Below are 14,586 nucleotides of genomic sequence, written 5' to 3'. Positions count from 1 at the left end.
TGTTTCTCCTCTGTCCAAGGTCCTAGGCGGAGGCCGCCGCGTGGCTACCGGTGTTCCCGGCCTCAAGGTACGCCACCAGGTCGGCGATCGAGATCAGCGGGCAGCCGTGCTCCAGCGCGAAGCTCCGAAGTCCGTCCAGCCGCATCATCTCTCCGTCGTCGTGCACTACTTCTGCGATCACACCGACGGGTTCGACGCCGGCCAACCGGCACAGCTCGACGGCTGCTTCGGTATGGCCGGGCCTCTCCCGCACACCCCCCTTAACGGCGCGGAGCGGGAAAACATGCCCGGGCCGGGTCAAGGACCTGGGTTCGCTGGTGGGATCGGCCAGAATCCGGGCCGTGAGGGCCCGATCCGTGGCGGAAATTCCGGTGCTGACGCCGATCGCGGCGTCGCAGGAGACGGTGTAGGCGGTGCCCTTGGCATCCTCGTTGATGGTGACCATCGGGGGCAGTGCCAGGGCGTCGGCGCGGTCGTCCTCCAGCGGCACGCAGATCACGCCGGAGCTGTGCCGGATGGTCCAGCCCATCAGCGCCGGGGTGGCGTGCGCGGCGGCGAAGATGATGTCGCCCTCGTTTTCGCGGTCCTCGTTGTCGACCACCAGCACCGGCCGGCCCTCCGCCATGGCGCGGACGGCGTCCTCGATGGGGTCCAGCACCGGGGCGCCCGCGCCGGCGGCGCGGACGGCGTCCTCTTGGCGGTTCTGCAGCGTGCTCATGATGCGTCCTCTCCGGCGGTGCGGGCGGGGGCGAAGGCCAGGAGCCGTTCGGTGTACTTGGCCAGCACGTCCACCTCCAAGTTCACAGGCGCGCCGATCTCCTTGGCACCGAGCCCGGTTTCGGCCAGCGTGGTGGGGATCAGGCCCACCTCGAACCATGGCTCGGACGCCGGGGCGGGGCTGACCGCGGTGACGGTGAGGGAGACGCCGTCGACGGCGATGGAGCCCTTCTCGGCGATGTAGCGGGCCAGCGGCGCGGGCACACCGAAGCGCAGCCGGTCCCAGTTGCCCAGCGCCTCGCGCTCCAGGAGCTGTCCGACGCCGTCGACGTGGCCCTGCACGACGTGCCCGTCCAGCCGGCCGCCCGCCGGGAGGCAACGTTCCAGGTTGACCCGGTCCCCCGCGGCAAGGCTGCCAATGGTGCTCCGGACCAGGGTCTCGCCCATGACATCGACGCTGAAGTCGGTCCCGTCGATGTCCGTGGCGGTCAGGCAGACGCCGTTGACGGCGATGGAGCCGCCGTGGGCCAGGCCCTCGGTGCTGGTGGGTGCGTGCAGCCGGAGGGTGGCGCTGGTGTCCCCGTCGCGGGCGACCGAGAGTACTTTTCCTTGTTCGGCGATAATTCCGGTGAACATCAGTTGCCTCCTGGGGCGGTGACCGCGGCGTGGCGCGGGGTGGTCTCAGATGAAGAAGGGGTGGCTGTCTCGGCGCCCGGGTGGGCGGAGCGGGGCCGCAGGTGCAGCCGCAGGTCGCGGCCGAGCCGCTGCACGGAGCCGCCGGTGGCCTCGTCCCAGTCCCAGTGCTGGGCGTCGGCAAGGGTGCCGATGCCGAGGTCCTCGAGGGCGGCCGTGCCGGAGCCCAGCAGGGTGGGCGCGAGATAGAGGATCAGCTCGTCCACCAGGCTGGCGGACAGGAACGCGCTGAGAATCCTGGAGCCGCCCTCGACCATCAGGTGCCGGACGCCGGCGTCGAACAGTTGGTCCAGCGCCTCGGCCGGCTCGCGGGTGGGCAGGTGCAGCACCTTGCCGTCGTCGCCGTGCACGGCGGCGTCCTCCGGGATGCCCCGCAGACCCATCACGGCGCGTAGCGGCTGCTTGTCCGCGTTCCGGCCGTCGGGGGTGCGGGCCGTCAGCCGCGGGTTGTCCACCAGGACGGTCTGCGTGCCCACCAGGATCGCATCGATCCGGCCGCGCAGGGCGTGGTTATCTTCAAGCGACTCGGGGCTTGAGATCCACTGGCTGGTGCCGTCCGCGGCGGCGATCCTGCTGTCGAGGGTCTGGGCGATGTGCAGGGTGACGAACGGCCGTTGGGCGGCGACGGCGTCGAACCACCGCCGGTTGAGCTCCAGTGACGTCTTTTCGGCAAGGCCGGAACGGACGGTGACGCCGGCGGCGCGCAGCGTGGCCGCTCCCCCGGCGGCGGGATCATGCGGGTCGTCCACGGCGTAGACGACGTTGGCGATGCCGGCGTCGATGATGGCCCGGGCGCAGGGGCCGGTGCGGCCCACGTGGTTGCAGGGCTCGAGGGTAACCACCATGGTGGTTCCCGTGAGGTCGAACCCGGCCAGCTTCGCCTGCTCGATCGCGTCGGCCTCGGCGTGCGGGGTGCCGGCGCCGCGGTGGTAGCCGGTGATCAGCGGGGACCCGTCGGGGGCGATGATGACGGCTCCCACCAGCGGATTTGCGCCGCGGGGACCGAGGGCGGCCGCGGCGAGGGCGGCGTCCATGGCCGCCGATTCGGCTGCGCTGAAGTCAGGTGTGGTGTGGTGAACGCTCATCGGCCGCCCGCCCGGTCCCGGAGGACCGCGGTGCGGTTGAAGAGCCATCGCAGGGGGTTCATGTGTCTGTCTATACCTTTCCTCTGAACCGCGATGGCTCCGGGGGTATACGACAGCACAGTGCCGCGGCGCGAAAGGGCGCCGCAGTAACAGCTGTACGTGCTTCTCTCATCCAGACTTTAACTGTCGGTACCGGAATTCCACCGGTTCAACCGTCCGCCGTTGCCCTCCTGTGGGAAGGCGCCGGCTCGCGGGTCGCGGACTATCACCGCCGGTTCGGACTTACACCGACCCCGGAGCACGTATGTGTGTAGCTATTCTGACACAACCGCGCCTGGCGGCCGGGTATTCCGGGCCCGCGGCCGTCACCGGACGAAACAGGCGCGGGGTCGTCCAGAAGCCGCAGCGTCGTCCAGACGCTCGGTCCGGTGTTAGCGCTTTCCGGCCTCGCGGAGCCGCTCGATCGCCTCAGCCGGATCGTCGGCCCCATAGACCGCGGAACCGGCGACGAAGACATCCGCCCCCGCCTCGGCAGCCCGCCAGATGGTGTCCTCGGTGATGCCGCCGTCGACCTGCAGCAGCACGTCCAGGCCGGACGCGTCGATGGCCGCGCGGGCCCGGCGGATCTTGGGGAGGGTCAGTTCCAGGAACTCCTGGCCGCCGAAGCCGGGCTCCACCGTCATGATCAGGATCATGTCCAGTTCGCCGAGCATGTCGAAGAACGGCTCGACGCCGCTGCCCGGGCGCAGCGCCAGCCCGGCCTTTGCTCCCCTGGCCCGCAATTCGCGCGCCAGCTTCACCGGAGCGATGGACGCCTCGGCGTGGAAGGTCACGGAGGCGACGCCGGCGTCGGCATAGGCCGGTGCCCAGCGGTCCGCATGCTCGATCATCAGGTGGGCGTCGAGCGGGATCGGGCTGATCTCCTGCAGCCGCTGCACCACCGGAAGGCCCAGGGAGAGATTGGGCACGAAGTGGTTGTCCATCACGTCCACATGCACCGCATCCGCGGTCCGGATCTTCGCCAGCTCGGTCTGCAGGTTCGCGAAGTCGGCCGAGAGGATGCTGGGGTTGATGCAGGTGTGCGACATGGAAGTCCTTTGCTGTGGTGCCGGTGTGGTGCCAGTATGACCGCTGGATCAGGCCTTTTTGTGGATGAGCGCCAGGAACATCGCATCCGTCCGGTGCAGGTGTGGCCAGAGCTGGGCGGTCGACTCGTGGCCGGCGTCCAGGTGACCGGTGAGGCTCACGGCGTCCAGGGCGGCGCCGGCGTCGAGCAGCTCCAGGTCCTCGCGCTTGCGCAGGGCGTCGCTGACGACGGCGGTGGTCTCGGCCGGGTGCGGCGAGCAGGTCACGTAGGCGACGACGCCGCCGGGCTTGACCGCGTCGAGTGCGGATTTGAGCAGCTCCCGCTGCAGCGGACCGAGGTCGGCGAGGTCTTTGGGCGTGCGGCGCCAGCGTGATTCCGGGCGGCGGCGCAGGGCCCCGAGCCCGGTGCAGGGCACGTCGACGAGGACGCGGTCGAACTGGCCGGTCATCTCGGTGCCCACCTCGCGGCCGTCGCCGGTGCGGACCTGCCAGGTCTCGCGCGGAACGGCGCTGAGGGCCTGACTGACCAGCTTGGCGCGGTGCGGGGCGGGTTCGTTGGCCAGCAGCGTGGCGCCGTGCTGCCGGGCGAGGGCTCCGAGGAGGGCCGCCTTGCCGCCGGGGCCGGCACAGAGGTCAAGCCAGCGTTCGCCGTCGTCGTTCTTGGCTTCTCCGTGGCCTTCGGCTGCGAGGTCCACCGCGGCGAGGGCACGGGCCACGAGCTGGGAGCCGACGTCCTGGACGCGGGTGCTGCCGTCCCGGACGGAGGCGAGCCGGCCCAGGTCGCCGCCGCTGGAGAGCGCCGAGCCCTCCACCAGCTCGCCGGGGGTGGCGCCGTTTTCGAGTGCCTCGTCGAGGCTTCCGAGGCCGGGCAGGGCCACCAGGTTGACCACCGGGGCGGCGTTGTCCGCCTCGAGCAGGCTGGTGATCTCGGAGACCGGGCGGCCGTGGGCCACCAGCGACTGGCGGAAGGCCCGGACGATCCACTCAGGGTGGGCGTAGCGGATGGCGGCGCCCTTGGTCTCATCCGTTTCGCCAGCGAGCAGGAGCTCGAGCCATTCGTCGAGCGTGTGGGCGGAGACCTTGCGCAGCACGGCGTTGATCAGGCCGGAGGGGCCGGCGCCGATGACGGCTCGGGCCAGGCCGACAGTCTCGTCCAGCGCGGCATGGGCGGGAACGCGCATGGCCAGCAGCTGGTGCGCGCCGATCCGCAGGGCATCGAGGATCGCCGGATCCAGCTGGTCCAGCGGCCGGTCCACGCAGCGGGCCAGGATGGCGTCATAGGTGCCCTGGCCGCGGAGGGCGCCGTAGCTGAGTTCCGTGGCGAAGCCGGCGTCGCGCTTGTCCAGGCCGTGGTGGCGGATCCGCGCCGGGAGCACCAGGTTGGCATAGGCGTCCTCGGCGGCGACGGCGCGGAGCACCTCGAAGGCCACCAGCCGGGCCGGGTCGGCGCGACGGGTGCGCTGGGCCGGGGCGTTCTCGGTGAAGTTGCGCTTGGGTCCCCGGTTGCGTTCGCGGCCCTGCGCGTCGCGGCGCACGCCGGCGCGGGAGCTGTCGGCCCCGGCGCCGCCCTTTCCGCGCTGGCTGCCGGAGTTGCCTTGGCCGCGCTGGTTGCCCGCGCCGCCTCCGCTGCGGCCGCGGCCGTTTCCGTTCGATCCGGACTCGCTCATTCGAAGACCACGCTTTCCAGTGTTGCCTGCCCGCGCGCCCAGTCGGCGGCGGCCATCATTTTCTTGCCTGCGGGCTGTACCCGGGTCAGTTCCACGGGGTGTGAGCCGGTTCCCACCAGGACGGCCTTGCCATCCAACGCCACGTGTCCCGGCGGGAGCGCCGCTGCCTGGGGCCGCAGGCGGACGGGTTCAAGTTTGATCCGCTGGCCGTCCAGCGTGGTCCAGGCCCCCGGTTCGGGCGTCACGCCGCGGGAGCGGCGGCTGATTGCCAGCGCCGGAAGCTGCCACTCCAGGCGGCCGTCCTCGAGGGTGAGCTTCGGGGCAAGGGTGACATCCCCCTGCTGCGGGACCGCGGCGGCCTTGCCGGCGTCGACCGCGGAGAGCGTCTGGGCCAGCAACACGGCGCCGCTGTGGGAGAGGCGTTCCAGGAGTTCCCCCGCGGTGTCCTCGGGTCCGACCGACTCGGTGAGGGTGCCGTAGACGGGGCCGGTGTCCAGGCCTTCCTCGAGCCGGAAGGTTACGGCGCCGGTCACGTCGTCGCCGTCGATCAGGGCGCGCTGGACCGGGGCGGCGCCACGCCAGGCCGGCAGCAGCGAGAAGTGCAGGTTGATCCAGCCGTGGGCTGGGACGTCGAGCGCGGCCCGAGGAATCAGGCCGCCGTAGGCAACAATGGCGGCGACGTCCGGGGCGGCGGCGGCAATCCGGGCCGTCACATCGGCGTCGACCTTGGCTGCATGGATGACCTCAATCCCGAGCTCGGCCGCCCGCGCCGCCACCGGCGACGGGGTCAGGACGCGCTTGCGGCCCAGCGGCGCGTCGGGGCGCGTCAGGACGGCGACGACGTCGAACCCTGCGCCGACCAAGGCGTCAAGTGAGGGGACGGCGACGGCGGGGGTGCCAGCGAAGAGGACCCTCACTGGGCGGAACCGAAGGATGCGCCGGCGCCGAAGCTGGAGCCGACGGTCTTGGCGCGCTTCGACGTCGTCTGTTCGGTGATGGAGTCATAGTTGGCGTTGCGGATGGCGCGCAGGGCGGCCTTCCGGTCCTCACCCTCGAGACGGTCCGTGAAGAGGATCCCGTCCAGGTGGTCCGTCTCGTGCTGGAAGACGCGGGCCATCATGCCCTCGCCCTCGAGCTCCACCGGGTTGCCGTGCACGTCGACGCCGGTCACCCGCGTGTGGCGGAAGCGGCGGACGGGGAAGCCCAGGCCGGGGATGGAGAGGCAGCCCTCCACCTCGTCGGGCTGGAAGTCCTCGCTGTTGTCCAGGACGGGGTTGATGATGTGACCCTCGACGCCGCGGATCCGGTATGTGAAGACGCGCCGGCTGATGCCCACCTGCGGGGCGGCCAGGCCGGCGCCTTCGACGTCTTCCATGGTTTCGAGCATGTCCGCCACCAGCTTCTCCAGCTCGGGCCCGAACTCCGTCACGGGATCGGCAACTGTGCGCAGCACAGGGTCCCCGATGATGCGGATGTTCAAAATGGCCATGGGTGATCTGTCCTTCGAGCTGGGCGGTCAGGGATTCCATCCAGTTTAGTGCCAGATTCCGTGGCGGGGATTTTCCCTGCCTTGTGCATCGCCCCGCTAAAAATGTCAGACCCCCGCAGGAGACTTGGTTCATGGAAGCCATCGGGGGTTTCATCGCGGATCTCGATTCCGGACCGACGTCGGTCGCCGGAGTTTATGCGGCCCTGTCCTTGATGCGGGAGGCCGGTCCGGAGGCGGTGCGGGACGCCTACCTGCTCGATGTCCACGCGGCCGCTGACCTGGCGGACGCTGCTGAAGAGCTGTCCCGGCTCACCGAATATTGGCAACTCGTGGCCGCAGCGGCGGTGGACCGGACCAGGAAGCTTGCCGCACCGGAGGCTCAGGCCGCTCCCGGGTGGACCACCGGCTGGCAGGAGTCTGCCAAGCCGACCCGACCGGCAATCGCGGAGGCGGCAGCGACAGCGGTACCCGCGCGATTGGCGGATACCGATGAGTCCGCCGTCACCCCGTTCGCTGCCTCGGACGATGGCTATCGGAATAGCGCGGAATTCCTCCGAGCCAGGCTGCATATCCCTCTCGCCGAGGCACGGAGCAGGCTGCGGCTGGCCGAGGGGGTGTTGCCGCGGCAGGACCTCACCGGGAAACTCCTGCCGCTGGTCCACGAGGAACTCGGAGCCGCGGTGGCAGCGGGCGACGTCTCTGCGCGGTCGGCCGGCGTCACCGTGGCGGCCCTGGCAAAGGCCAAACCCGTCTGCGACACGGAAACGCTCCGGCGCATGGAACACGCCCTCACCCGCACGGCCGTCGAACAGGACCCCGATTTCCTGGTCCGGATCGCGCAGCGGTGGTTGAACGCTGTGGACCCGGACGGGAGCGAACCGTCGGAGGAGCTACTCCGGCAGCTGCAGGGCGCTTTCATCCGGAGGCGGCGGCACGGACTGCAGCACCTCGAGATTTTCGCCACGGACGAACAGTTCGAGCACCTGATCACCGTCATGAACACGGCAACGAACCCGCGGATCGGGAACGACGACGGCGGGTCCGTAACCCCTGCAGAGGGCCGCGATGGCGCCAACTGCGGAGGGCTGGGCACCGAGGGCGGCGTCTCTGGTTCACCCCCGGATGTGGACGGCGGGGTGGGACTCGACCTGCGCTCCCTTGCCCAGAAGCGGCTCGATGGACTTGTCGGTGGCTGCAAGGTTGCCTCCGGCTCAGATGGGCTACCGGCCGCCGGAGGGCTCAGGCCGCAGGTGATGGTGACTATCGACTACCGGGACCTATTGGAACGGATCGAATCAAGCGAGGGCACGGGGACCATGCTCTTCTCGGGCCCGGTCACCGCCTCGACGGTGCGGAAGATTGCGTGCGACGCGGACATCATTCCCTTGGTTCTCGGCGGTGAGGGCCGCATTTTGGACATCGGCCGGGCGTCACGGGTGTTCCCGCCGCATATCCGGAAAGCACTGGTCGCTCGGGACCAAGGATGTGCCTTTCCCGGCTGCTCCATTCCGGCGCCGTGGTGCGAGGCGCACCATATCGACTATTGGTCCAGGGGCGGCGCGACGAGCACTGACAACGGAGCGCTGCTGTGCTCGCACCACCATCACGTCGTCCACAAGGAACAGTGGGAGATCCAAGTCCGCCTGGGGGTGCCATGGTTCATCCCGCCACCGCACGTGGACCCCGGCCGAAGACCGTGCCGCAACGGATTCTTCCGTCCTGTTGCTGCCTAGCCGGTTCTTGCGTCCCGCTACCGGGGGCCGGTTCCCTCGTCCCATTGCCGCGGGACCCGCCGCAACGTCCCGCGGTCATCCGGCCGGCGCCGCGGGGCCGGCTGCTACCTCCCGCCGTTTAGTGGCTGGCGCCGCCGTCGTGACTGGGCCTGCCCGGATTGCTCTCACGAACACATGTTCAGGAAACCGGTGGCTCCCGGCCGCGAATGGAAAGTCACTGTGTGTCCCGCGGCGTCCCGGAAGACCGCTGTGGAGCCACTGACCGTCATCGTGCCGGCCTGGTAGGGGTTGTCCCAGCCGGCGGGTGGGTTGCCATTGCCGTCGTAGAGGATCTTGTCGGCGAGGAAGTACGTCCCGTCCACCAATGCCTCGCGGATACCGCAATGCGTGAAGAGGTTGAACGGCACGGCCTCAGGAGTCTCAGACGCCGGCACGGCCGTAGTGGCTGGGGCGCCCGACCGGGATGCCGGCGTGGTCGCTGGTCCAGGAGCCTGAGCGGTCGGGGATCCCGAATCCACGGTAGGTGCTGCGGATGCCGTCCCCTCTCCCGGCCCGCCGGGAGCCGCGCAACCGCTTAGCAGTGCCATCGTGAGGGCACCGACCATGCAGTGATAACGAGAGCTACGCCGAACTGTCATGCCCTAGCGTGCCTGCCGGCACCGCTTCGCGGAAGGGCGTTTCGGCCCGAAAGACGCGCTAAGGCGAAGGTTTAGCGTGCCATCGGCGGGGCGATCGGCAGCAGCGCGGGACCCGCCGCCACGGTGTCGGCCGACATCTCCCAGACCCGTCGCAGCGCGCAGAACTTCCACCAGTGATGCTTCAGCACGTTGGGGTTGGCGCGTTCCGGACGGACCTCGGTCTCGCCGATGGCCACGGCCAGCAGGATGGGCGAATCACCGTGCTGCCATGGCTCCCACTCCCCGGCCACCGGGTCAACCAGGCTCTCCTCGGCCTTCATACCGGCCACCAGCTGCATCACCACCTTGGCGTCCAGCGGCTTTACCATGCCGTCCCGCGTGGTGCCCTTGGTCTTGTAGTCGATCAGGCAGGTGCGGCCGTTGATCTTCGCTACCAGGTCGAGGGTTCCCGCGTAGCCCACGGTCTGGTTCCAGACGGTGATCTCCGGTGCGATCGGTTCGACCTGGAACAGCTCCCACCACTCGTCGAAGCGGGCCGCGAAGGCTTCCTCGCCGTTAGCCGCCAGTGCCTCGCGGGTTTCCTTCATCTGGTGCGGCCGGCCCAAGGCACGCAACGCAACCTGTTCGCAGTAGTTGTGTACCCGGTCGCCGCGCTTGGCCGCGTCGTCCCGATAGGTTTCCGCTGCCTTCGCCGCCCGGCTGACGGCCTGGCGGACCTTTGCCGGGCTGCCCAGGATCTCCGGCAGCGATGGATCTGCGGCCAGGCTGTTGGCGCCCATGTAGCCGAACCAGCCATCCAGTCCGTGCGGCTGCTGGCCGATCACTGTGGTGATCGAGGGAACCGTGAACTGGGCCGAGGTGGAACGGGCGTACATCCGTCCATACTCGGTGGGGTGGGCGAGGAGTGGGGCTGTCATGGCAAAAACTCTTTCACAGGGGTCTGACGCGATATGAAACTGTGGAGGCGATCAACGACGACGGCGGTTGCGGGCGCCGCGTGTGCGTAGCCGGTAGCCGGTGGCCAAATACATCGCCGGGAGGCGCTGCCCGCGGTCGGTGTCCGTCGAGTTGTCCGAGACCGTCCAGTCCTCGGCCCGACCGGCCCAGCCGATAACGACGCCTCACCGCAAAAAAACAATGGTCCGCCCCGCTCTAAGAGCGGAACGGACCATCTGTTGGTGGGCGATACTGGGTTCGAACCAGTGACCTCTTCGGTGTGAACGAAGCGCGCTACCACTGCGCCAATCGCCCCGGGTGCCCTTGAATGCTAGCCCACCCCGGCGGAAATCTAAAATCGGCCTTCAACTGGGGCGGGGCGGCCTGACGGGTCCCGGGCCGGGCCCATATCGGGGGTGTCCGCGAATCGTGATGACGACGTCGGATCCTCCGCAGAGCCTTCGGCCGTACAAAGCCAGGATTCGGATGGCCGGACCAGCGATTCGTGACGCCGGAGCGGCGCCGGGCCGGTCGTGTCCCCAGCCAAGCTGTCGCCTCCGCCCCTCGCGACGATGCCGGAAACGGCCCCGAATTACAGCCCTGTAATTAGCAAAATCCGCGTGGTTACAGGGATCCGCGGGGGTTGGCAGCCGGCGGAGCGCCCTCGATTTGTAGATTGCCTGAACCTCCTATAGAGTTCTTACTCGTTGGAACGCGAGGAACTGCCGAGTGCGGCGGGAAATCAACAATCAACACTGCGGACGTAGCTCAGCTGGTAGAGCACCACCTTGCCAAGGTGGATGTCGCGAGTTCGAATCTCGTCGTCCGCTCGCAGGACACTGTCACGGATAAGGATCTTCACGGATTCTGTCTACACGGTGGGTTGGCCGAGAGGCGAGGCAGCGGCCTGCAAAGCCGTATACACGGGTTCGAATCCCGTACCCACCTCGGTGAAAACCCTGGTTTCCGGTTCCGGCCGGATGCATAAGGGCGATTGGCGCAGCGGTAGCGCGCTTCCCTGACACGGAAGAGGTCACTGGTTCGATCCCAGTATCGCCCACCAAAGCAAGGAAACTTGCTTGATCCAGTACCGCCGGCATTGCCGGACGGACTAAATGCGGACGTAGCTCAGCTGGTAGAGCACCACCTTGCCAAGGTGGATGTCGCGAGTTCGAATCTCGTCGTCCGCTCTCTTTACCATCCACTCCGGATTCTTCCGGTTGCGGGCGATTGGCGCAGCGGTAGCGCGCTTCCCTGACACGGAAGAGGTCACTGGTTCGATCCCAGTATCGCCCACTCTCAGAGCAGCTCCCCCGGGAGCTGCTTTTTTCGTTTCCTCGCCTCCCGGCACCACGACCGGCCGCCGTCGTGATGCCCCTTCCATCATGGCTTTCTCCTCTGGGCGTACAAACCGTCAGTTCCCTTGGCATGCCTCCGGGCCGGGGCTAGGATCGAAAGCGCTAGGAGCGATCTGGCTCCGCGACTGAAAGGAGGTGCCCGTGGGTTTACTTGACGATCTAAAGGGCAAGGCTCAGAAGCTGATTGATGGCAACGAAACGGCTATCAAGGACGGCATCGAGAAGGCCGGTGACTTCGTCGATTCCAAGACCGGCGGAAAGTACGCCGACCGCGTCGACACCGTTCAGCGGAGCGCCTCCGATTACGTGGACAACGCCAACGGACGGCCCGAAACGGGTCCCGCCAGCGAACCCCACGTCGCGGGGGTCCCGCCAGTAGCCGGGGAACCCCGGCAGCAGGGCCTTTAGCCCAGGTACGTCAGCGAGGTGCCGGTCCCGCCGTGAGGCGGCGCCGGCACCTTCGTCGTTTAATCAGTGACACCGAGACGCCGAGACGCCGACGCGGCGCGGCTGCCGCGGGCAGCCGGCGGCGCCGGGGCGGACGGCGGGACCACCGCCGCCGTGAGTCCTACGACGGTTCGTGGTTCTGGCCCTCGCGGGCCAGGGCGGTCAGGCGCGAGACCGCCCGGAAGTACTTCTTCATGTAGCCGCCGGTCATCATCTCTTCGGTGAAGAGCCGGTCGAAGGGCACACCGCTGGCCAGGATCGGGACGTCCTTGTCGTACAGCCGGTCGGCGAGCACCACGAAGCGCAGCGCCACGGCCTGCTCGGTGATGGTCTCCACGTTCCGCCACACCACGCCGTCGATCCCGTCGATCAGCTGCCGGTAGCGGCTGGGGTGCACGCCGGCCAGGTGGTTGATCAAGGTACTGAATTCGTCCTTGGCCACGGTCTTGCCGTCGAATTCCCGCTGCATGTGGTGGGTGAGTTCGTCGTTGCGCAGCGGCGACGGAGCCTTCGGCAGACCGCGGTGGCGGAAGTCCTCGCCGTCGATCCGGACGACGTCGAACTGGTCCGCCAGCACCTGGATCTCGCGCTGAAAGTCGACGGCGGCAAAGCGGCCGTCGCCCAGGGAACCGGGCAGTGTGTTGGAGGTCGCGGCGAGCTTGACGCCGGCGTCGGCGAGCTCGCGCATCAGCCGGGAAATCAGCACGGTGTCCCCCGGATCGTCGAGCTCGAACTCGTCGATGCAGACCAGCTTGTAGCTGCTCAGTGCCTCCACGGTCTTCCGGAAGGACAGCGCGCCGACCAAGTTGGTGTACTCCACGAAGGTGCCGAACGCCTTGGGCCCGGGCGCCGCGTGCCAGAGAGAGGCCAGCAGGTGGGTCTTGCCGACGCCGAAACCGCCGTCGAGGTAGATGCCCGCGCGGGACGTTTCCTTCTTGCCGAAGAGCCGCTTGAACAGGCCATCGCCGCTTCCGGCGCCGACGCCGGCCGCGAAGGTTTCCAGCGCCCGGACGGCGTGAGCCTGGCTGGGCTGGGCCGGATCGGGGCGGTAGCTGGCGAAAGAGACCTCACCAAAGCGCGGCGACGGATAAAAACCCTTGAGGAGTTCATCCACGGAAACCGCCGGGGTTCTGGCGGCGAGCTGTTCGATCTGTACCAAGGTGGTCCGTTCTGCTGGTCTCGTGTCCCCAGAAAGACTACCGGCAAAGCCGCAGTGGCTACCGGCGGCGGCCGCGGCCGTGACGAAGACCATATTTCCCCCTGAGAACCCCGAAGGAACAATCCCGCGCGCCCGTGGTTAGTGTTGTCATAGGCCCGGGGCCGCGACACGCGTCCGCCGGGCACCCCCGACTTCCAGTGAAAGGCGCTCTTGATGCCCTACCCCGTTGAGCAGAACGAGAAATTTGCCGGCTACGCCCACCCCGAGCGGTTGGTCTCCACCGAGTGGCTCGCCGCCGCGCTGGAGGACGGGGCAGTCGGGAACGGCCAGCTGGTGGTGGTCGAATCCGACGAGGACGTGCTGCTCTACGAGACCGGCCACATCCCGGGCGCCGTGAAGATCGACTGGCATACGGACCTGAACGATGAGGTCACCCGCGACTACGTCGACGGGGAAGCCTTCGCCGCTCTGGCCTCCGCCAAGGGCATCTCCCGCGACAGCACCGTGGTCATCTACGGCGACAAGTCCAACTGGTGGGCCGCCTACGCGCTCTGGGTCTTCACCCTGTTCGGCCACGAGGACGTCCGGCTGCTCGACGGCGGCCGCGACAAGTGGATCGCCGAGGGCCGGCCGCTCACCACGGACAAGACCGCCGTCGCACCGGCCGAGTACCCCGTGGTCGAGCGCAACGACGCACCGATCCGCGCCTTCAAGGACGACGTACTGGCCCACCTGGGCAAGCCCCTGATCGACGTCCGCTCCCCCGAGGAATACACCGGCCAGCGCACCCACATGCCGGCCTACCCCGAGGAGGGCGCCCTCCGCGGCGGCCACATCCCCACCGCCGCCTCCATCCCGTGGGCCCGCGCGGCCGCTGAGGACGGCACCTACCGCGACCGCTCCGAGCTTGAGGCGCTATACCTGGGCGAGGCCGGGCTGACCCCTGGCGACGACGTCGTGGCCTACTGCCGGATCGGCGAGCGTTCCAGCCACACCTGGTTTGCCCTGAAGTACCTGCTGGGCTTCGAGAACGTCCGCAACTACGACGGCTCCTGGACCGAGTGGGGCAACGCCGTCCGCGTCCCGATCGCCAGGGGCGCCGAGCGCGGCACCGTCCCCGCGGGAAAGTAAGCTGGAATCGTGACTTCCACTGCCCTGCCCACCGCCCTGGCGGAGATCGTTGACGACTTCCAGGCACTCGAGGAATCCGAGCGCCTGCAGCTGCTGCTGGAGTTCTCCCGCGAACTGCCCGACCCGCCGGCCCGGCTCCTGGACCACCCGGAGCTGCTGGAGCAGGTGGTCGAGTGCCAGTCGCCGCTGTTTCTTACGATCGAAACCGAGCCCGCCGCGGATCAGTCCGGGGCCCAGAGCGTCCGGCTGTTCTTCAAGGCCCCGCCGGAGGCTCCGACCACCCGCGGGTTCGCCGGTGTCCTGCACGAGGGACTCGACGGGCTCAGCCCCGCGGAGATCCTGGCGGTGCCGGACGACATGCCCGAGCTGCTGGGCCTGACCCGCGCCATCACCCCGCTGCGGATGCGCGGCATGACCGCGATGCTCGGGCGGATCAAGCGCAAGGTC

General features: G+C 68.7%; 14 protein-coding genes, 6 tRNA genes and 1 riboswitch. Of the genes, 9 read left to right on the top strand and 11 right to left on the bottom strand.

Annotation, left to right across the window (positions count from 1 at the left end; all coding sequences use genetic code 11):
- Positions 1-22: 22 nt before the first annotated feature.
- From ribB to def, 7 genes are all read right to left on the bottom strand, one after another.
- Positions 23-718: a 3,4-dihydroxy-2-butanone-4-phosphate synthase gene (gene ribB / locus AB0305_RS12240; RefSeq protein WP_364137670.1), complete on the bottom strand. Its 696-nt coding sequence runs from the start codon at positions 716-718 to the stop codon at positions 23-25.
- Positions 715-1,353 (bottom strand): riboflavin synthase, encoded by a 639-nt coding sequence (locus AB0305_RS12235; RefSeq protein ID WP_290258069.1) that lies wholly within the window; start codon positions 1,351-1,353, stop codon positions 715-717. The genes ribB and AB0305_RS12235 overlap by 4 nt, the downstream gene beginning before the upstream one ends.
- The gene (ribD, locus tag AB0305_RS12230) at positions 1,353-2,495 is read right to left on the bottom strand and encodes a bifunctional diaminohydroxyphosphoribosylaminopyrimidine deaminase/5-amino-6-(5-phosphoribosylamino)uracil reductase RibD (RefSeq protein WP_364137672.1); all 1,143 of its coding nucleotides are present in this window, start codon (positions 2,493-2,495) and stop codon (positions 1,353-1,355) included. The genes AB0305_RS12235 and ribD overlap by 1 nt, the downstream gene beginning before the upstream one ends.
- A gap of 155 nt (positions 2,496-2,650) precedes the next feature.
- A riboswitch (FMN riboswitch) is annotated at positions 2,651-2,801 on the bottom strand.
- Between the two features lie 125 nt (positions 2,802-2,926).
- Entirely contained in the window at positions 2,927-3,583 is a 657-nt protein-coding gene (gene rpe, locus AB0305_RS12225) for a ribulose-phosphate 3-epimerase (RefSeq protein ID WP_364137674.1), read from the bottom strand.
- Between the two features lie 48 nt (positions 3,584-3,631).
- The gene (locus AB0305_RS12220) at positions 3,632-5,248 is read right to left on the bottom strand and encodes a transcription antitermination factor NusB (protein ID WP_364137676.1); all 1,617 of its coding nucleotides are present in this window, start codon (positions 5,246-5,248) and stop codon (positions 3,632-3,634) included.
- Positions 5,245-6,165: a methionyl-tRNA formyltransferase gene (fmt, locus tag AB0305_RS12215; protein ID WP_364137678.1), complete on the bottom strand. Its 921-nt coding sequence runs from the start codon at positions 6,163-6,165 to the stop codon at positions 5,245-5,247. The genes AB0305_RS12220 and fmt overlap by 4 nt, the downstream gene beginning before the upstream one ends.
- Positions 6,162-6,737 carry a peptide deformylase gene (def, locus tag AB0305_RS12210; RefSeq protein ID WP_364137680.1) on the bottom strand — a complete coding sequence of 192 codons (576 nt, stop codon included), beginning with the start codon at positions 6,735-6,737 and terminating at the stop codon, positions 6,162-6,164. Before def ends, fmt begins: the two co-directional genes overlap by 4 nt.
- Positions 6,738-6,868: 131 nt before the next feature.
- Here def and AB0305_RS12205 point away from each other — a divergent pair, with 131 nt between their 5' ends.
- Positions 6,869-8,470 (top strand): DUF222 domain-containing protein, encoded by a 1,602-nt coding sequence (locus AB0305_RS12205; RefSeq protein ID WP_364137682.1) that lies wholly within the window; start codon positions 6,869-6,871, stop codon positions 8,468-8,470.
- A gap of 164 nt (positions 8,471-8,634) precedes the next feature.
- Here the strand turns inward: AB0305_RS12205 and AB0305_RS12200 are convergent, their stop codons facing one another.
- From AB0305_RS12200 to AB0305_RS12190, 3 genes are all read right to left on the bottom strand, one after another.
- Complete coding sequence (locus tag AB0305_RS12200; protein WP_366173044.1) at positions 8,635-8,904, bottom strand: hypothetical protein; 270 nt, start codon at positions 8,902-8,904, stop codon at positions 8,635-8,637.
- A 275-nt stretch (positions 8,905-9,179) separates the two neighbouring features.
- Positions 9,180-10,025: a cytochrome gene (locus AB0305_RS12195; protein ID WP_364137686.1), complete on the bottom strand. Its 846-nt coding sequence runs from the start codon at positions 10,023-10,025 to the stop codon at positions 9,180-9,182.
- Positions 10,026-10,284: 259 nt separating this feature from the next.
- A tRNA-Val gene (locus tag AB0305_RS12190) sits at positions 10,285-10,359 on the bottom strand.
- A gap of 442 nt (positions 10,360-10,801) precedes the next feature.
- Here AB0305_RS12190 and AB0305_RS12185 point away from each other — a divergent pair.
- The 6 genes from AB0305_RS12185 (at position 10,802) to AB0305_RS12160 (ending at position 11,810) form a co-directional block, all read left to right on the top strand.
- Positions 10,802-10,874: transfer RNA gene (locus AB0305_RS12185), tRNA-Gly, on the top strand.
- Positions 10,875-10,921: 47 nt separating this feature from the next.
- A tRNA-Cys gene (locus tag AB0305_RS12180) sits at positions 10,922-10,992 on the top strand.
- A gap of 40 nt (positions 10,993-11,032) precedes the next feature.
- A tRNA-Val gene (locus AB0305_RS12175) sits at positions 11,033-11,107 on the top strand.
- 54 nt (positions 11,108-11,161) lie between these two features.
- Positions 11,162-11,234, top strand: a tRNA-Gly gene (locus tag AB0305_RS12170).
- Positions 11,235-11,268: 34 nt separating this feature from the next.
- Positions 11,269-11,340: transfer RNA gene (locus tag AB0305_RS12165), tRNA-Val, on the top strand.
- Between the two features lie 197 nt (positions 11,341-11,537).
- Entirely contained in the window at positions 11,538-11,810 is a 273-nt protein-coding gene (locus AB0305_RS12160) for an antitoxin (RefSeq protein ID WP_290258078.1), read from the top strand.
- Between the two features lie 160 nt (positions 11,811-11,970).
- Here AB0305_RS12160 and zapE read toward each other — a convergent pair whose 3' ends face one another.
- The gene (zapE, locus tag AB0305_RS12155) at positions 11,971-13,008 is read right to left on the bottom strand and encodes a cell division protein ZapE (RefSeq protein WP_364137688.1); all 1,038 of its coding nucleotides are present in this window, start codon (positions 13,006-13,008) and stop codon (positions 11,971-11,973) included.
- A gap of 213 nt (positions 13,009-13,221) precedes the next feature.
- On the opposite strand from zapE, the gene AB0305_RS12150 reads away from it, so the two are divergent.
- Positions 13,222-14,139 carry a sulfurtransferase gene (locus AB0305_RS12150; protein ID WP_364137690.1) on the top strand — a complete coding sequence of 306 codons (918 nt, stop codon included), beginning with the start codon at positions 13,222-13,224 and terminating at the stop codon, positions 14,137-14,139.
- 9 nt (positions 14,140-14,148) lie between these two features.
- Positions 14,149-14,586: SufE family protein (locus tag AB0305_RS12145; protein ID WP_366173040.1), on the top strand; the 438-nt coding region annotated here is incomplete at its 3' end.

This window comes from Arthrobacter sp. NPDC080086, from assembly GCF_040702285.1.
This window is presented reverse-complemented; position numbering and strand designations above follow the sequence as displayed.